Below are 18,367 nucleotides of genomic sequence, written 5' to 3'. Positions count from 1 at the left end.
GTAGCCCTGGCGGGCCGGCGTTTTGCGCCGGCCCGTTCGCGTATCCGCGTCAGGCGGCCTTGACCTTCAGGTCTTCCTCGCCGCGCACCAACTTCGTCACGCCGGCGAAGTCGAGCTTGCCGGAACCGAGCACCGGCACTTTCGCAACGACGCGCACCTCGGCAGGCACCATCAGGTCCATGGCCCCGTTGGCCTTGGCGAAGGCCAGGAAATCCGCGCGGGTAGCGTTCGCAGCCTCCGTGATCAGGATCAGCTTTTCGCCCTTGCGGGCATCCGGCACGGTTGCGACGGCCGACAGCGAGCCTTTCCACAATTCGCCGGCCAGCGCCTCGACGGCAGCCAGCGAGATCATCTCGCCGCCGATCTTGGCGAAACGCTTGGCGCGGCCGCGGATGGTGATGAAGCCCGCCTCATCGATGGAGACAACGTCGCCGGTGTCATGCCAGCCGTCTTCCAGCGGCTCGAGCGCGCCCGGCTTCTCGGCCCGCAGATAGCCTGACATGACATTCGGGCCGCGCACGTAGAGCCGCCCGCCATTTTCGACGCCGGGCACCGGATCCAGCCGATACTCCATGCCGGGCATGATTTTGCCGACGCTGCCGGACCGGTTGTACATCGGCGTGTTGATGGAGATCACCGGCGCCGCCTCGGTCACGCCGTAGCCCTCGAGGATGCGCAGGCCGAACTTCTCCATATAGGTCATGCGCGTCGCCGCCTTGACCGGCTCGGCGCCAGCAAAGCAGTAGCGCACCGAGCGGAAGTCGTAAGGATGCGCCGTGCGCGCATAGCCTGAGAGGAACGTGTCGGTGCCGAAGATGATCGTCGCATTCGACGCGTAGACCAGTTCAGGCACGATGCGGTAGTGCAGCGGCGAGGGGTAGAAATAGACCGGCACGCCCGAGATCAGCGGTAGCACCGTGCCCGCCGTCATGCCGAAGGAATGGAAGATCGGCAGCACGTTGAACACCTTGTCGCCCGAGTGGAAGTCGATGCGCGAGGCGGCCTGGGCGGCGTTGGCGAGGATGTTGCGGTGGGTAAGCACCACGCCCTTCGGCGTGCCTTCGGAACCGGAGGTGAACAGGATCACCGCCGCGTCGTCGGGCTTGCGGGCGACGCGCGGTGTGGTCTTGCGCAGCAGCCCGAGCAGCTTGTCCTTGAGGCCGATGCCGGCTCGCAGGTCGTCGAGCCAGACGATCTCCACCGAGCGGCCGATTTCCTCGACGACCGCGCCGAGCTTGGCCTGTTCGACAAACGCGCGGGAGGTGAGCACGGTCCGCACCTCGGCGGCCTTGCAGGCGGAGAGGATGTTCGCCGCACCCGCGGTGAAGTTGATCATCGCCGGCACCTTGCCGGCCGACATGACGCCGAGCAGCGTCGCGCATGCGCCGTTGGCATTGGGCAGCATAATGCCGATTGTCTGCTGGCTGGCATAGAGGTGCTCGAACTTCTCGCCGAGCACGGCGGCAGCCGTCAGCAGCTTGCCGTAGCTCAGCGAGCCGGTGACCGGGTCCTGCACGGCGAGCTGTTTCATGCCGCGCTCGTTCGCCGTCAGGATGATTTTCTCAAGCACCGTCTTGTCGATGTCCTCGGTGCGGAAGACGAGATCCGACATCACCTGATAGAGGGCGGCGCCCGCCGCGGTGCGACGCTGGCGGCCCTTGAACTCCTGCGGAACTTCGAGCTTCACCGGTTCCAGGATGGTCACCTTGACCTTCGGGAACAGGCGGCGGCGCACGTGCTGCGACGTCAGCCGCGAGAAGTAGCTCTTCTCCAGCCCGTCGATGCGCACCGGCACGACCATCGAGCCGGTCTTGTCGGCGACCATGGCGGCGCCGTCATAGACCTTCATCAGGCCTCCGGTGACGGTGATGCGGCCTTCGGGGAAGATGACCAGCGGATCGCCGCCCTGCACGATCTTGATCAGCGTGCGGGTCGACATCGGCTTGGCCGGATTGAGCGGCAGGGCGCGGGCGAGCTTCAGGAACGGCTTCATCCACCAGGCCTGCGCGATGGTGTGGTCGATGGCGAAGACCGGCTCCTCGTCGGTCAGCGTCAGGGCCAGCGGACCATCGAGGAAGCTGACATGGTTGAGCGCCAGGATCGGCGCCGGGCCGGCGGCCTTGAGGTTGTCCAGCCCCTCGACCTCCAGATGATGGAAGGCGCGGAACAGGATGGAGACGAAATCGCGGAAAGGATTCGTGGGCAGGTATTTCAGCATCAGCCAGGCGGCGACGGCATTGACCACGGCAAGGCCGGCCAGCACGCCGGCGATCGAGACGCCAGCGCCTTGGATGGCGGCGACGATGCCGCCGCCGAGGGTCATGAAGCCGGCGCTGACGACATTCACCGCGGCGACGACACGGGCGCGCCGGTCCTCCGGCGCCCAGGCCTGCACGGCCGCGAAGGTGGGAACGACAAGGAAGGCACCGGCGATCGCCAGGCCGGCGAGATCAATGGCGACTCGGATGGTGTTCGGGCCGGCGAAGAAGGCGCTGAGCGTCTGCGCCTGGGCGGAGGCCTGAAGGCCCCACACGCTCCAGGCGAGGTCCAGCCCGAACACGGCCATCAGCGCGGTGCCGACCGGGGCGGGCAACAGCACCATGCGTCCCTGCGACATCCAGGCGGCGATGGCCGAGCCGATGGCGACGGCGACCGCGAAGACCGCCAGATAGGCGGTCACGGCGATCTCGGTGCCGCCGAGCGAATTCTTGACCAGGGTTGGCAGGATGGAAAGGACGATGGCGCCGACCAGCCAGAACCAGGACGCCATCAGCGCCGCCCGCCAGATGCGTTGGTTGGTGCGCAATTCGCTGACCAGACGCCAGGTAGAGCGCAGGACATTCTTGTCGATCACCAGGTTCGGCGCGGCCGCACCGGTCGCCGGGATGTAGCGGCTGACGAGCCAGCAGCCGACGGCAAGCGCCATCATGATCGGTCCGAACACCGCAACGCCGATGCCGTCGGCGGAGACGACGCCGCCGGCGATGGTGCCGCCGAGGATGGCGGCGAAGGTGGCCGACTCGATCCAGGCGTTGGCGCGCGGCAGTTCCTTGCGCTCGAGGTGATCGGGCAGGATGCCGTATTTGATCGGGCCGAACAGCGCCGAAATCACGCCGAACAGGAACAGCGCCGTGAGCAGCACCGGAATGGACGACAGCGCGATGCCGATTACGGCCAGCAAGGCGGCGCCGATCTCGACGAACTTCAGCCTGCGCGCCACGAAAGCCTTGTCGAAGCGGTCGGCGATCTCGCCGCCAAGCGCGGACAAGAGCAGGAAGGGGCCATGAAAATGGCGCCGGCCAAGGTCACCAATGACGCCGCCTGGTCCGCGGCAAGGGTGAAGAGGATGAGGAACACCAGCGTGTTCTTCAGGAAGTTGTCGTTGAAGGCGGACAGGAACTGCGTCCAGAAGAGAGGCGCAAAGCGCCGCGACATCATCAGATGGGTGTTCATGGCAAGTTCCATTGGGCAAGGCCATCGAGCAATCCGAGATGGATCGGTCAGCGGTTGCTTGCGCGGTTTGAGCCTCGTTTTAAGCGGGAAGCCGGTTAAACTTCGTTACTGCGGTTGATATCCATCATCAGCTTTTCGGTCTTGGCGCCTTGCAGCCTGTTGATGAACCGGCCCGTTTCCTCCGCGTCACGCAGCGTCTTGGTGATGGCGATGGACGTCTTCCAGGCACTCGCATGGTTGGAAACATAGCTGTTGGTGGCCATCGATATGATCCTTTCGTTTCAGGGTTAAGCCGGGTCGGCGCTGGCTGGTTTCAGGGCCGGATACAATCAGCAGGCTTCGTCATCCGCTTCGCCGCTCATTTTCCATGAACGATGTTCATAAACGCAATTTAGCACATTGTGAACGGCGTTCAAGACAAAAGTGAACACCGTTCAAATTTTCAAATGAAGGCGACAAGAGGGGCTTCGGCCAGGTTCGGCGACCGCGACCAATGAGCGGCAGCCGCGAGTATGGTGAGTTCAGCCTCGCCGATGCGGGATGTCACGCCTCGCCGGTCAGCCGTGCCGCAATCAGGCGCGCCGCCTTGACCGTCGCAGCACCCTGGTTGGCCGCGACCGCATCGTCGACGCGGGATACGGGGGAAGCCACCGCAAGCGCGCCGATCGGTTGGCCGTCGGCGCCGAGGATCGCGGCGCCGATGCTGTGCACGCCTTCCTCATAGCCCTGCGAGCTGCGCGAATAGCCGCTCGCGGCGGCAAAAGCGATGGCTTTGGCCAGCGTGTCCGGTCCTGTCACCGTATGCGCGGTGAAGGCCTGCAAGGGCTTCTCCAGATAGGCGCTGACCACTTGCAGCCGCGAGGCGGCGAGGAAGGCGATGCCGGAGGCCGTGCCGTGCAGTGGCAGGATCTGGCCGACATCGACATTGACGCGGTTGGCCTTCGCCGACAGTTCGACATGCACGGTGAGCAGCGCGCCAGCGCTGAACTCCGACAGATGCACGGTCTCGCCGGTTTCGAGCGACAGCTCCCGCGCCACCGGCGCCGCCACGCGCACGAAAGGGAAATGCGCGTCGCGGATGCGGGCCAGCCGCGACAGGCCGGCGCCCAGCCGGTAGCGGCGGCTTTGCGGCTCCTGCTCGATCAGCCGATGGTTGGCGAGCGCCATCAGCAAACGCCGGGCTGTCGCCTTGTCGAGGCCGGCCTTGCGGGCGAGGTCGGACAGCCCGATCTCCGGCTCGTCGAGCGTGAACAGTTCCAGCAGCGAGACCGCCTTGCCACCGTGCTCATGATGCATTCTCCAAGATAGTTCGCATGTGAATTAACTTGACAGCAGCCGAGGTAGCCTGCAGTTTGTCTATAACATGCAAAACGATGGTTCAAATAGTGAACCGACAAGAAAATCATCTTGTGCCCAACTGACGGCACACAAGGGAGGCTTCGCCCCGTGACGGCTGCCAAAAACGCTTTGCATTCAAAGACAACCGGCGACCTGCTCGACCGCGAGCAACAGCGCTTCCTCGAAACCCACCCGCGCTCGGCGGCGGCGTGGGAAGAGGGCAAGAGGCATTTCCTCTATGGCGGTCCCTCGCACTGGATGCGCCGCTGGGCCGGCGGTTTCCCGGTCTATGCGGCGTCGGCCAGCGGCGCCCACATAAGCGACATCGACGGCCACGACTATGTCGACTTCGCCCTTGGCGACACCGGCGGCATGTGCGGCCATGCGCCGGAGGCGGTCACCCGCGCCGCCCTTCGCCAGTTGCGGAACGGCACCACGATGATGCTGCCGACCGAGGACAGCCTCTGGGTCGGCGCAGAGCTTACGCGCCGCTTCGGCCTGCCTTACTGGACGCTCACCACCTCGGCCACCGACGCCAATCGCGGCGCCATCCGCATTGCCCGCATAATCACCGGCCGCGACAAGGTGCTGGTCTTCTCCGGCTGCTATCACGGCGGCGTCGAGGAGGCGCATGTCGAGATCCGCGACGGCCGCGTCGGCATGCGCAACATGATCCATCCCAATGGCGTCGACCATTCCGCCGTCTCCAGGGTGGTTGAGTTCAACGACATCGCGGCGCTCGAGGAGGCGCTCTCGGCCGGCGACGTCGCCTGCGTGCTGACCGAGCCGCTGATGACCAATTTCGGCATGATCCCGGTCGCCGACGGTTTTCACGCCACGCTTCGCGAGATCACCCGCCGCACCGGCACGGTGCTGATCATCGACGAGACCCACACCATCTCCAGCGGGCCGGGCGGCTGCACCGCGCAGCATGGTCTGGAGCCGGACATGCTGGTTACCGGCAAGGCGATTGCCGGCGGCATCCCGGCCGGCGTCTTCGGCGTCTCGCGGGAGATCGCCGAGCGATTGTGGGCGATCGTGCCGATGGTCAATCCGCGCGTGCGCCAGTCGGCGCATCTCGGCATCGGCGGCACGCTCGCCGGCAATGCGCTGACCGTCGCCACCATGCGCGCGGTGCTGGAGGAGGTGCTGACCCCCGCCAATTTCGAGGTCATGATCGCCAATGCCTCGCGCCTGGCCGAAGCCGCGCGCGGCATCATCAGCGCCAGCAGATTGCCCTGGCATGTGACGCAGGTCGGCGCCCGCGCCGAGATCATGTTCATGCCCGCGCCGCCGCGCAACGGCGCCGATGTCATTGCCGCCCGGCGCGGCGACCTCGAGACGCTGCTGCATGCCTTCTACATGAACGAGGGCATATTGGTGACGCCGTTCCACACCATGTTCCTGATGTGTCCGGCGACGTCGCCGGCCGACGTCGACCGCCACACGGAAGTCTTTGCCCGCTTCGTCGATCTCGTCCGCGGCGCGGGGGTCGTCTGAAGCCGACATTACCGGCCCGGCCTGATCAGGAAACCGAACGTTAGACAAGGAATTAACTTTGCGGCGGCTGGAGCTACACCAGCGCGCCGCAAACGGCTATCTATCGTCGCGGAATCATACTTCGGGGTCATGAGAGGCGCGGCTTGCAACTGGACCTGAAAACCATTGAAGCGCTTGCCCCTGACCAGGCCTCGCTCAGCGCCGCCTCGAAGCTGACCAAGCGGTCGAACTGGCCTCGGCTCGAGACAAATGAGCAACTGGGGCTCATCTGGGGCGAATGCCAGGGCTCGGGATCGAATCCCTACCGTGTAGCATTCGATACCGGCGACCATGGCTACAAATGCACCTGTCCGTCGCGGAAATTCCCGTGCAAGCACATACTGGGGCTGATGTGGATCGGCGCCACCGCGCCGGCCAGCTTCGATCGCGTCGAGCAGACGCCGGATTGGGTCAACGACTGGCTCGGCCGGCGCCGCCGGCCCGGGCAGCCAGCGACGCAGGCGGCGGCAAACTCGGAAGGCAAAAGCATCGACGAGGCATCGCGGCCCGAGCAGAGCGCTCCGGTCGAAGATGCCGTGGCCGCTGAACGCCGCGAGGCGGCACAGCGCAAGCGGGCCGAGGACACGCGAAGCGCCGTGGCGGCAGCGCTGGACGAGCTCGATCAATGGATAGCCGACCAGCTCCGGCTCGGCCTTGCCGGGTTCGTCGATGCCTGCAGCGAGCGCTGCCGCCGCATTGCAGCCCGGCTGGTCGACCTCAAGGCCACAGCGCTTGCCGGCCGCGTCGACGAGTTGCCGGCGCGGTTGATGGCGCTGCGCGGCGAGGAGAAGCCGGATGCCGCGATCCGCGAGCTCGGCAAGCTGGTGATGCTCGCCAAGGCTTGGCGCGCCACGCCCGATGATCCCGAGCTGAAACGACTTGTGTCGACATCTGAGACGCGCGAGCAGGTCCTCGCCAACCCCGACGCCGTTCAGGTCGAGAGCGATTGGGAGGTGCTCGGCGAGAAGATAGAAACCCGCCGCGACGGGCTTGTCAGCCATGCGACATGGCTGCTCGATCTGAAGAGCCCGGCGCCGCGATTTGCCGTTCTGCTCGATTTCTTCCCGGCTTCGGCCGGGCGCCGGTCCGGCGCCTTCGCGCCGGGAGATCGCTTCAAGGCCAAGCTCGTATTCTATCCATCGCGCAATCCGCTACGGGCGCTGGTCGTGGAACGGCTCGGTGATTCGGCACCAGGCGCTTGGCCAGCCTTCGGCTCGGACGCAGCCGGCGATCCGCTTGCCGCCTATGCCGCCTTCCAGGACGGCGCGCCATGGCTGTCGGATTGCCCGGTCATCCTGCCTGCCGGCGCGATCGCGCTGGACGAGAAGGAAGGCGCCTGGTGGCAGGCTGCGGGCGATCCGCACGGCATTGCCCTGCCTGTCGCGGGATCGGTCAACCAGACGTTGCTCGGCCTCGAGCTTGCAGCCACGGCGGCGCTCTGGAACGGCGCCAGGCTCGAGCTTCTTGCGTCGCAGAGCAATATGGGGAGGCTCGATCTGTCGTGAACGAACTCGAGCAGGCAGGGCTGGCAAGGTTGCGCGACGGCTGGATTTCCGGCGGCGCCGCTTTCGAACTTGCCCCTGCCGAATGGAAGGAAGTGGCGGCTGCGGCCAGCCCGGACGAGCAGCAGAGGCGGCTGCTGGCCATTGCCGCGCAGGCGCTCGATGTCGCGCTTCGGCCGGCGGCGGCGAAAACCTTGAAACGCCGTCCGCCGCTGCCGGTGCTGGCCATGCCGACGCTCCCGGAACGGCTGCGGCCGTTGCTGCGTGCTGCATTGAAATATGCAGCCGAAGTGAGGCTCAAGACCCGCGTGGCCGCGCTCGTCGCCAGCCGCGGCTTCGTGCTGCATCCGATGGATTGGATGGCCGCTGCGTCGGATCAGGAAAGTCCCGAGGTCTATGCCCCTTGGGTCGACTGGCAGGCAGGCGCGGACGGTGAGAAACAGTCCCGGCGCGAGCAACTGACTGCGGAGACCTGGGATGATTTCTATCCCGCGGCGCGCCGTACCGCACTGATCGATTTGCGGCGCACCACACCTGCCTTGGCGCGAACGCTTATCGAGACCAAAGGGGCCAGCGAGCCGGCGGAGGTCAGGCTAGCGCTCGTCGAACTCATGCGCTTCGGCCTGGGTGCCGACGACGTGCCGTTCCTGAAGAGCCTGTCCGCCGATCGCTCGGGCAAGGTGCGCGAAATGGCCGGCCGGCTCCTGGCAAGGTTGGGAGAGCATGGCAATCCGGCTGATGGCGGGTCGGAAGATCCGACAGCCGAGCTTGCCGCTTTCATCGAGGAAGGTAAATCCGGCTTCATTCGCCGCCGCACCACCTACGCACCGACAAAACTCAAGTCGCCTGCGCAACAAGCCCGTCGCGCCGACTTGTTCGCATCCTGCTACCTCGGCGATCTTGTCGCTCGCTTCGGCAAGACAGAGCCTGAATTCATCGGCGCATGGCAATTCGGCGTCGATGACAATGCCGATCGTTTTCTCGTTCTAATGGTCTCGGTGTCCGGCAGCGATGCGGCGGTGGCCTGTTTGGCGGATATGCTTGTCGCCGAAGGCGGCAAGCTGGCGCTTCTCGTCCTCCAACTCATGTTGCGTTTGGACGGCGGCAGGAAGCGTCTCCTGATCAGTCAGATCCTGAATGACGCGCAGAATCTGCACGCGCTAAATCAGGTCGAAGGCGCCGAAGCAGGCTGGCTGGAATGGGGCGACCTCGCAAAAGGCAAGACGCTTTCGGCGCTGCGCTCCGCCGTCTCGGGCGACAACGACGTCATGAAACGAAGCGCTGAGCAGTATCTCGAGGCCATAGGCTTTCTCGCCACGGCGGCGACGGCGGAGAAATTGATCGGCGAGGTCGTCGCCGCCGGCCTGCCGCCCGCATCCCCATCGCTCGGCCTGCTGCGGATCAACGCGGCGCTGGCCGAAAAGCCTTCCCAATCCAACAGATGATCAACCCGGAGATGATCGCATGAACGCAGCCATCCGCCTTCCGGCCGAGCAGGTCTATGCCGCCGAACTGCAGGCGCTCGCGCGCGGCGACGACCGCCAGAAGCCCGCCGGCTGGAGCCTGTCGCCGAAGGCCGTGCTTACCTATCTGATGGGCGGCAAGGCGGACGACGGCACGGTGATTTCGCCGAAATATGTCGGCCGCCGGCAATTGATGGAAACGGCGGTGGCCACGCTCGCGACCGATCGCGCTCTGCTTTTGCTCGGCGTGCCGGGAACGGCGAAATCCTGGGTTTCGGAACATCTCGCCGGCGCCATCATGGGCAATTCCACGCTGATCGTGCAGTGCACCGCCGGAACCGACGAGAACCAGATCCGCTACGGCTGGAACTATGCCCAGTTGCTGGCGAAGGGCCCGAGCCAGGAGGCGCTTGTGCCGACGCCGCTGTACCGCGCCATGCAGGAAGGCAAGCTCTGCCGCCTGGAAGAGCTGACGCGCATGGGCTCCGACGTGCAGGACACGCTGATCACCGTGCTGTCGGAAAAGATGATGCCGGTGCCGGAGCTCAACACCTCGATCTACGCCCAGCGCGGCTTCAACATCATCGCCACCGCCAACAACCGCGACAAGGGCGTCAACGAACTCTCCTCGGCTCTGAAGCGCCGCTTCAACGTCGTGGTGCTGCCTCTGCCCGGGGACATGGCGGAAGAGGTTTCGATCGTTTCCAGGCGCGTCGGCGAGATGGCCGGCGGATTGGACCTGCCAGTGCCGAAGAATGTCGGCGAGGAGATCGCCCGCGTGCTCACCATTTTCCGCGAGTTGCGCTCCGGCGCGACGGCCGACGGCAAGGTGACGCTGAAGACGCCATCTGGCTCGCTCTCCACCGCCGAGGCGATCGCAACCGTGATCAGTGGCCTCAGCCAGGCGGCATGGTTCGACGACGGCAAGTTTCACGCCGAAGGTTTGGCGCCGAGCCTTGTCGGCGCGATCGTCAAGGATCCGGTTCAGGACAAGGTCGTGCTGGAGGAGTATCTGGAGACGGTGCTGAAGAAGCGGTCGGACTATGCCGGCTACTACGCGGCGCTCAACGCGGCCATCTGAGCCATGACTGAGGGCGGCATCAGTTATTTCGGCATCCGCCACCACGGACCGGGCTCCGCCGAGAGCCTGGTCAAGGCATTGCAGGAATTGCAGCCTGTCGCCGTGTTGATCGAAGGGCCGGTCGATGCGTCGCCGCTGTTGCCGCTGCTCGCCAGCCCCGACATGAAGCCGCCGGTGGCGCTGCTCTGCTATCCCGAGGACGATCCGGCCGCGACCAGCTTCTGGCCGTTCGCCGAATTCTCGCCGGAATATCAGGCGGCGTTGTGGGCGGTCGCCAACAAGGCGGCGCTGCGCTTCATCGATCTGCCGTCCGCGGCGCGGCTGGCCGAGAAGGCGCCCGAAAGTCCGACCGACACCGATACCGCCGAAGCGGAACCTGTCGAAGAGCAAGGCGAGGAAGCGACGCGCATCCAGGATCCGATCGGCACCCTGGCGCGCGCCGCCGGCTACGAGGATGGCGAAAGCTGGTGGTCCGATATCATCGAGCAGAATCCCGCGCCGGGGCCGATCTTCGCGGCCATTGCCGACGCGATGACGACGCTGCGCGACGGCGAGGGTGTGATCGGCAAATTCGAGGCGATGCGCGAGGCGCACATGCGGCTGGAAATCGCAGCCGCGCGCAAGGAGTTCGATGGGCCGCTAGCGGTCGTCTGCGGCGCCTGGCACGTGCCGGCCTTGCAGGCGGCGCATACGCAAAAGAGCGACCAGGCCCTGCTCAAGGGAATGGCCCGCCGCAAGACCATGATGACCTTCGCGCCGTGGACGGGGCCGCGCCTGGCGCTCGGCTATGGCTACGGCGCCGGCGTCGTTGCGCCCGGCTGGTGCAAGCATCTGTGGCAGACGCGTGCGCAGGGCGACTCTTCCATCCTGTGGCTGGCGCGGATCGCTTCGGTCCTCAGGGCGAAAGGCCACATGATCTCGACCGCGTCGCTGATCGAGGCGGAACGTCTGGCGCGCGCGCTTGCGGCCATCCGCGAACGGCCGAAGCCGGGTTTCGAGGAACTGCGCGACGCTTCGATCGCAGGGCTGTTCAACGGCGAGGCCCTGCTGTGGAAGATGGTCGAGGCCGAATTGCTGCTAGGCGCCGATGTCGGCGAGATACCGCCGGACACGCCGCTGGCGCCGCTGATCGATGACCTGCAGCGCAACCAGAAGACGGCGCGGCTGAAGCCCGAGGCCTTGGAACGGGAGCTCTCCATCGACCTGCGCAGCGAGAGCGGGCTGTTTCGGTCGACGCTGCTGCACCGGCTGAACGTGCTTGGCGTGAACTGGGGCAAGCTGACCGACACCGGGCGCAGCCGCGGCACCTTTCGCGAGCGCTGGATGCTGGCCTGGCAGCCGGAGTATGCCGTTCAACTGGTCGAGAACCTGGTCTACGGCCCGACCATCGAGAAGGCCGCCAACGGCCGCCTGGTTCAGATGATCGCCGCCGCCGCGACACTCGACACCCTGGCCGCGCTGGTCCAGGGCGCCATCACGGCGGCTCTCAGTGAAGCTTCCGCTGCTGGCCTCGTCGCGCTGGAGGAAAAAGCGGCACACAGCAGCGAATGCCTGGAACTTCTGGCTTCGGTGCCGCCGCTGGCCGACATCATCCGCTACGGCGAAGCGCGCAAGACCGAGACGGAGCGCCTTGCGGGCCTACTGGAGCGGCTAATCGTCGAGGGCTCGATCGCGCTGCCCTACGCCGCGCGCGATCTCGACGTTCAGGCCGCCGCGGCGTTGATCGGCGCGATGCGCAAGGCCGACGAGGCGATCAGGCTGGTGGAGCCGGGCGAGGATGTCGTGGATGCCTGGCGCGGCGGCCTCGCGGCCGTGCTCGATTCGTCGCGATCGACAGCGCTCGTTGCCGGTTGCGCGGCCCATCTGCTCTACGAGGCCGGACGGCTCTCCGCAGAGGGCGCGGCCGACCTTTTGGCAAAGCGCCTGTCACCCGGGACGCCGGTCATCGACGCTGCCGCTTTCTTCGAGGGCTTCTTCAGCGGCGCCGGTCAGCGACTGATCTATGACGAGGGTCTGCGCGGCGCCGTCGATGCATGGCTTGCCTCACTCGACGAAGAGGCCTTCGTTGCGCATCTGCCCTTGCTGCGCCGCGTCTTCTCCAACCTCGACAGCATGGAGCGCCGGCGTTTGATCGAAGCGGTGCTCGGCAAAGGAGCGAGCCTGCCCGCCGGGCTGACGCCGACGCCCGACGGCGGCGAAGCCTGGCGCCGGCACTTTGGTCTCCTCGGCAAGCTGCTTTCAGGGGAGCCCAGCCATGGATGACGATGCGATCGGGCCGGACCTCGAGCCGACGGGAGGAACGCGGGAACGCCGCTGGCGGCTGGCGATCGGCGCCGACGATGCGTCCTCGTCGGCACTCTCCGCCGAGGATCGGCGGCTTTCGGCGGCGCTCGACGCGCTTTATGGCGACAACAGCGGCGACACGGCCGGCGATCCGCGCAAACGGCGCGGCGGGCTCGGCCGCTCGGCGCCGCGCGTCGCGCAATGGATGGGTGATATCCGCTCGTTCTTTCCCGAGCAGGTCGTCCAGGTCGTGCAGAAGGACGCCTTCGAGCGACTGAACCTGAAGCAGATGCTGATGGAGCCGGAGTTCCTCAAGGCGATCGAGGCGGACGTCAATCTCGTCGCGGATTTGGTCTCGCTGCGTTCGGCGATGCCGGACAAGACCAAGGATATCGCCCGTTCGATCATCTCCGACATCGTCGCCAAGCTGATGCAGCGCCTCGAGCAAAAGACCGCCGAGGCGATCCGCGGCGCGCTCGACCGGTCGCGGCGCACCAACCGGCCACGGCAGCGCGACATCGACTGGCCGCGCACCATCGCGGCGAACCTTCGCCACTATCAGCCCGACCACAAGACGGTCGTGCCGGAAAGGCTGGTCGGCTTCATGCGGCGTCAGCGCCGGCTGGTCGACCTCGACGAGGTGACGCTGTGCGTTGACCAGTCCGGCTCGATGGCAAGCTCGGTCATCTACGCCTCTATCTTCGCTGCGGTGATGGCCTCGCTGCCGGTGGTGCGCACCAAGCTGGTCTGCTTCGACACGGCGATCGTCGACCTGACGGAGGAGCTCAGCGATCCGGTCGAGGTGCTGTTCGGCGTCCAGCTTGGCGGCGGCACCGACATCAACCAGGCGGTCGCCTATTGCGCCGAGCGGATCGAGCGGCCGACCAAGGCGCATTTCATTTTGATCACCGACCTCTACGAGGGCGGCAACGGCCAGGAGCTTCTCAAGCGGCTGGCAGCGCTGGTCCGGTCGGGCGTCAATGTCGTCGTGCTGCTGGCGCTCACCGATCAGGGTCGTCCCGGCTATGATCCCGCGATGGCTGGATCGGTCGCCGCGCTCGGGGTTCCGGTTTTCGCCTGCACGCCCGATCATTTCCCAGATATGATGGCGGCAGCGCTGCGTCGGGAAGACATCGGCGCCTGGGCGGCAGGGGCGGACATCAAGCTGATCCGAGCCGACACCGAACCACTCAAGGCAGGCGAGTAAGCCTGCCGCTGCGGCCGTTCAGCGAGGATCAGGCCGCCTTCTCGCTGATCAGCTCGAAGCGCTCGACCTCGCAGTGCCGGCCGACCACGGCCAGGATTTCCACCGAAGGCTCGACGGCATCCGGTTGCTTCCATGCGAGATTGAAGGAATGGACGAACCGGTCGCGGTCGGCGTCATGCTCCATGCCGATAAAGCGCGCGTCATAGCCGAGCGGACCGACCATGTCCCTGAGAACCGGCGGAGAGCCATTCGGCCATGAGACCGCCAGGATCGCATGGTGGTCGCGCGGGATCCTGAGGTCGACCCATTTCAGCGCCTGCAGCGTCACCAGCGTCATCACCGTCGCGATCGCGCCAAGGCCGAACTGGCCGCCGCCGAAGGCGAGGCCGATCATGGTCATGATCCACATCGTGGCGGCGGTGGTGACGCCGGTCACGAGATCGCCGCGCCGCAGGATGGCGCCGCCGCCGATGAACCCGACGCCGGTCAGCACACCCAACGGAAAACGCAGCACGTCCATGCGGACGAAAGAGTCCGTGCCCTTGCCGGCCACGTCGAGCAACATATTGGCCTGGATCATGGCGATGGCCGCGGCAAGGCCGACCAGTATTGTCGTTCGCAGCCCGGCGGTATGGCCGCGTGCCTCCCTGTTCAGACCGATCAGGAAGCCCGCCAAGAGTGTGAAGACGAGCCGCGCGGCGAGGTCGGGCCAGGTCGGGTGAAGCGGCATATCGCAGCAAAGCGGCTCGAACATCGTTCAAAGAGGCGCGCGCGCCGCGCCACTCCTTGTTCCCAACGACTTCAACCCCGTTGAAGGGCTGAAGGTTCCTTGGCGGCCCGGAGCACTGGCGCCGTCTATCGCGCCCCTTGCACGATTTTGAGACAGGCGCCGCTTGACTCCGGTGTAGCCTTGTGAAAAATTTTGCAGCAACTGATAAAAATATCAAAAGGGCGGAAATGGTTGGGTTCGGCAACGGCCTCCTGCGCGACGATGAGACCAGCATGGCCGCTCGCGCCGCTTGGCTTCACTATGCCGGCGGCCTGACCCAGGCCGAGGTCGCCAAGCGGCTCGGCCTGACCAGCCTCAAGGCGCATCGCCTCATCACCAAGGCCAACCAGGAAGGGCTGGTTAAGGTCTATATCGACGGCGAGATCTCCGAATGCGTGGCGCTGGAGGACGAACTGTCCGGCCGCTACGGTCTCGACTATTGCGAGGTGGTGCCGGACTTCGATCCGGAAGACCTGCCGCTCAAGGCGCTGGGCATTGCCGGCGCTCAGTTCCTCAAGCGCGAGATCGAGCGCGGCGAGGGCACCCTGATTGGCGTCGGCCATGGCCGCACGCTCGCGGCCTGCGTCGAATACCTGCCGCGCATCTCGGCCGACGGGATCCGCTTCGTCTCGCTGCTCGGCGGCCTGACGCGCAAATTCTCGGCCAACCCGCATGACGTGATCCATCGCCTCGCCGAGCGCACCGGCGCCGAGGCCTATGTCATGCCGGTGCCGATGTTCGCCAACACGGTCGAGGACCGCGCCGTGCTGCTCGGCCAGAAGGGCGTCAGCGAGGTCTTCGATCTCGCCAGGTCCGCCGACCTGCTGCTGGCCGGCATCGGCACCGCAGAGCAGGAGGCCTCGCTGGTCGCCACCGGCATGATCGACAAGGGCGAGATGGAGGAGACCCGCCGCAACGGCGCCGTCGGCGAACTGCTTGGCCATTTCTTCGACGAGGCCGGCAAGCCAGTGGCGACCACGGTTTCCAGCCGCGCCCTGGCGCTCGCCCGCGAGGACATCGCCAACCGCAGGATCGTCGCCGTCGCCGGCGGCAAGGTGAAGGTTCGAGCCATCAAGTCAGTGCTGGAGGGCCGCTACCTCAAGGGCCTGATAACCGACGAGCGGACGGCGCGATCGCTCGTGGAACAGACGCCGGTCGGGTAGCCGGCACCGCTTTGGTTGAAACTACCCTGTGGAGGAGAAGAGGACATGCATGAGAAAGAAAAAGACCTGATCGACGCGTTCCTGCGTGGACAAGTCGACCGCCGTGGACTGATCAGGGGACTGGGCGCCATGGGCCTTGCCGCAAGCACCGCCGGTGTCTTGCTCAATCTGGGCCAGACCCGCGCGCTCGCCGCCGATTTCGACTGGCAGGCGCACAAGGGCAAGACCATCAAGCTCTTGCTCAACAAGCATCCCTATGCCGATGCGATGATCGCCGACCTCGACAATTTCAAGCAGCTGACCGGCATGAACGTCGTCTATGACGTGTTCCCGGAAGACGTCTATTTCGACAAGGTCACCGCGGCGCTCTCGGCGAGCTCCTCCGAATACGACGCCTTCATGACCGGCGCCTACATGACCTGGACCTATGGCCCGGCCGGCTGGATCACCGACCTCAACGAGTGGATCAAGGACCCGGCCAAGACCAATCCGAAATATGCCTGGGACGACTTCCTGCCCGGCGTCAAGAACTCCTGCGCCTGGAACGGCAAGCCCGGCGGCGCGCTGGGTTCGGAAGACGCCAAGCAATGGTGCATTCCGTGGGGCTTCGAGCAGAACAACATCACCTACAACAAGGCGATGTTCGACAAGGCCGGCGTCAAGGTTCCCGGCAGCATGGACGAGATGGTGGCAGCGGCCGCCAAGCTCACCAAGGATGTCGGTGGCGGCGTCTATGGCATCGGCGTGCGCGGTTCGCGCTCCTGGGCGACGATCCATCCGGGCTTCCTGTCGGCCTATGCCAATTTCGACCAGAAGGACCTCAACGTGTCGGCCGACGGCAAGTTGTCTGCTGCCATGAACACCGCCGAATCCAAGGCCTTCCACAAGCAATGGGTGCAGATGATCCAGGAGAGCGGCCCGAAGGACTGGTCGACCTACACCTGGTACCAGGTCGGTACCGATCTCGGCGCCGGCGCCTCGGCGATGATCTTCGACGCCGACATCCTCGGCTACTTCATGAATGGCGGCACCAACAAGATGGCCGGCCAGCTCGCCTTCGCCGGCTTCAAGGCCAATCCGGCCGCCAAGGCGCCGACGCCCAACATCTGGATCTGGTCGCTGTCGATGTCCAACTTCTCCAAGGACAAGGACGCCACCTGGTACTTCCTGCAGTGGGCTTCCGGGCTCGACCATTGCCTGTTCGGCGCCACCAAGATGGACTTCGTCAATCCGGTCCGGCAGTCGGTCTGGAAGGACGAGGTGTTCCGTGAGAAGCTGAACAAGAGCTATCCGGGCTATGTCGAGATGTTCGACGCCTCGGCGCCCGGCGCCAGCATCAAGTTCACGGCGCAGCCGCTGTTCTTCGACCTCACCACCGAATGGGCCGCGACGCTGCAGAAGATGGTGGCCAAGGAAGTGCCGATCGACGAGGGCCTCGACAAGCTGGCCGAGAGCATCAACGGCCAGCTCAAGGAGGCCGGCCTCGGCTGATATCGGGCAGCGGCTGGCGCGCAACGCGGGCCAGCCGCGACCCTCAACGACACTCGCGAGGCGAAGCGGTATGCTTCGCCAACGCCCGACCGGCCGCCTTGCTCCCTTGGGCGGCCGGCAGGGCGGAGCAACCGGGATAACGGAAGAGCGCGATGACCGCGGCGACGACAGTCCACAGACCCTCCGGCTTCAGGATCAGCAAGCGGGTTCTGCCCTATCTCCTCAGCCTGCCGGCGCTCCTGGTCTGCATCGGCATCCTGATCCCGTTCCTGACCTCGGTGGTCTATTCCTTCCAGCGCTACCGGCTGAGTCAGCCATGGGCCAGGCAATTCAACTGGGGCGACAACTACATTTCGTTCTTCACCGACCCGAAGTTCTGGAACACGCTCGAGGTGTCGCTGCTCTATGCCGGCATCACCGTGGTGCTCGAACTGCTGCTCGGCCTCGGCATCGCCATGCTGTTGCAGAAGCGCTCGACGCTGAACAACTTCATCTCGATCATGCTGTTGATGCCGCTGATGACGGCGCCGGCGCTGGCTGCCCTGATGTGGAAGCTGATGACCAATCCCGGCTTCGGCGTGCTTAGCTACCTTGCCAGCCTCATCGGCCTGCAGGACTTCCGCTGGGCCTCCTCGCCGTCGACAGCGCTGCTCACCGTCGTGCTGGTCGACATTTGGGTCTACACGCCCTTCATCATGATCCTGCTGCTTGCCGGCCTGCGCAGCCTGCCGACGCAACCCTTCGAGGCGGCCGCGCTCGACGGCGTGCCGAGGAGCTTCGTGTTCTTCCGCATCACCCTGCCGATGCTGACGCCCTATATCCTGACCGCGACGCTGTTCCGCCTGCTCGATTCAATCCAGCAGTTCGACATCATCTACGCGATGACCCAGGGAGGGCCCGGCGACACGCTGACCGTTTTCCAGGTCGAGGCCTATCTCAACTTCTTCCAGTCGACCAATGTCGGACGCTCGGCGGCGCTGATGATCATCCTGTGGGCGATCACCTATTTCCTCTCCAACATCTTCATCAAGAACTGGCTCCGGCTGCGCGAACGCGCCCGCGGCCAGGCATAGGAGGC

General features: G+C 65.6%; 12 protein-coding genes and 1 pseudogene. 9 read left to right on the top strand and 4 right to left on the bottom strand.

Going from position 1 to position 18,367, the window contains the following annotated elements; all coding sequences use genetic code 11:
• Positions 1 to 49: 49 nt before the first annotated feature.
• The 3 genes and pseudogenes from EJ073_RS12970 to EJ073_RS12965 form a co-directional block, all read right to left on the bottom strand.
• Positions 50 to 3,453 (bottom strand): annotated as a pseudogene (locus EJ073_RS12970) (acyl-[ACP]--phospholipid O-acyltransferase).
• A 95-nt stretch (positions 3,454 to 3,548) separates the two neighbouring features.
• Positions 3,549 to 3,716, bottom strand: a complete 168-nt coding sequence (locus tag EJ073_RS31545; protein WP_189347915.1) for a hypothetical protein — start codon at positions 3,714 to 3,716, stop codon at positions 3,549 to 3,551.
• A 280-nt stretch (positions 3,717 to 3,996) separates the two neighbouring features.
• Positions 3,997 to 4,749 carry an IclR family transcriptional regulator gene (locus EJ073_RS12965; protein ID WP_126056088.1) on the bottom strand — a complete coding sequence of 251 codons (753 nt, stop codon included), beginning with the start codon at positions 4,747 to 4,749 and terminating at the stop codon, positions 3,997 to 3,999.
• Positions 4,750 to 4,899: 150 nt separating this feature from the next.
• Between EJ073_RS12965 and EJ073_RS12960 the strand changes: the two genes are divergently transcribed.
• The 6 genes from EJ073_RS12960 (at position 4,900) to EJ073_RS12935 (ending at position 13,866) form a co-directional block, all read left to right on the top strand.
• Positions 4,900 to 6,291: a transaminase gene (locus tag EJ073_RS12960; RefSeq protein WP_245455557.1), complete on the top strand. Its 1,392-nt coding sequence runs from the start codon at positions 4,900 to 4,902 to the stop codon at positions 6,289 to 6,291.
• A 143-nt stretch (positions 6,292 to 6,434) separates the two neighbouring features.
• On the top strand, positions 6,435 to 7,835 hold the full coding sequence (locus EJ073_RS12955; protein WP_126056087.1) for an SWIM zinc finger family protein: 1,401 nt from the start codon (positions 6,435 to 6,437) through the stop codon (positions 7,833 to 7,835).
• Positions 7,832 to 9,277 carry a DUF5691 domain-containing protein gene (locus EJ073_RS12950; RefSeq protein WP_126056086.1) on the top strand — a complete coding sequence of 482 codons (1,446 nt, stop codon included), beginning with the start codon at positions 7,832 to 7,834 and terminating at the stop codon, positions 9,275 to 9,277. Before EJ073_RS12955 ends, EJ073_RS12950 begins: the two co-directional genes overlap by 4 nt.
• Before the next feature lie 19 nt (positions 9,278 to 9,296).
• Complete coding sequence (locus EJ073_RS12945) at positions 9,297 to 10,376, top strand: AAA family ATPase (protein WP_126056085.1); 1,080 nt, start codon at positions 9,297 to 9,299, stop codon at positions 10,374 to 10,376.
• Between the two features lie 3 nt (positions 10,377 to 10,379).
• Positions 10,380 to 12,638, top strand: coding sequence for a DUF5682 family protein (locus EJ073_RS12940; protein ID WP_126056084.1), 2,259 nt, complete (start codon positions 10,380 to 10,382; stop codon positions 12,636 to 12,638).
• Positions 12,631 to 13,866: a VWA domain-containing protein gene (locus tag EJ073_RS12935; RefSeq protein ID WP_126056083.1), complete on the top strand. Its 1,236-nt coding sequence runs from the start codon at positions 12,631 to 12,633 to the stop codon at positions 13,864 to 13,866. The genes EJ073_RS12940 and EJ073_RS12935 overlap by 8 nt, the downstream gene beginning before the upstream one ends.
• 28 nt (positions 13,867 to 13,894) lie before the next feature.
• On the opposite strand, the gene EJ073_RS12930 is transcribed toward EJ073_RS12935, so the two are convergent.
• A complete protein-coding gene (locus EJ073_RS12930) occupies positions 13,895 to 14,620 on the bottom strand; it encodes an MgtC/SapB family protein (RefSeq protein WP_126056082.1) in 726 nt (241 codons plus the stop codon).
• A gap of 203 nt (positions 14,621 to 14,823) precedes the next feature.
• On the opposite strand from EJ073_RS12930, the gene EJ073_RS12925 reads away from it, so the two are divergent.
• The 3 genes from EJ073_RS12925 to EJ073_RS12915 all read left to right on the top strand — a co-directional run bounded on the left by EJ073_RS12925 (position 14,824) and on the right by EJ073_RS12915 (position 18,362).
• Positions 14,824 to 15,798 (top strand): sugar-binding transcriptional regulator, encoded by a 975-nt coding sequence (locus EJ073_RS12925; RefSeq protein WP_126056081.1) that lies wholly within the window; start codon positions 14,824 to 14,826, stop codon positions 15,796 to 15,798.
• A gap of 45 nt (positions 15,799 to 15,843) precedes the next feature.
• Entirely contained in the window at positions 15,844 to 17,289 is a 1,446-nt protein-coding gene (locus EJ073_RS12920; protein WP_126056080.1) for an extracellular solute-binding protein, read from the top strand.
• Between the two features lie 152 nt (positions 17,290 to 17,441).
• On the top strand, positions 17,442 to 18,362 hold the full coding sequence (locus EJ073_RS12915; RefSeq protein WP_126056079.1) for a sugar ABC transporter permease: 921 nt from the start codon (positions 17,442 to 17,444) through the stop codon (positions 18,360 to 18,362).
• Positions 18,363 to 18,367 lie beyond the last annotated feature (5 nt).

It is taken from the genome of Mesorhizobium sp. M4B.F.Ca.ET.058.02.1.1 (genome assembly GCF_003952505.1).
In the GTDB taxonomy this organism is placed as follows: Bacteria; Pseudomonadota; Alphaproteobacteria; order Rhizobiales; family Rhizobiaceae; genus Mesorhizobium.
Note: the sequence above shows the minus strand (reverse complement) of the source record. Positions and strands in the feature narration are given on the sequence as shown.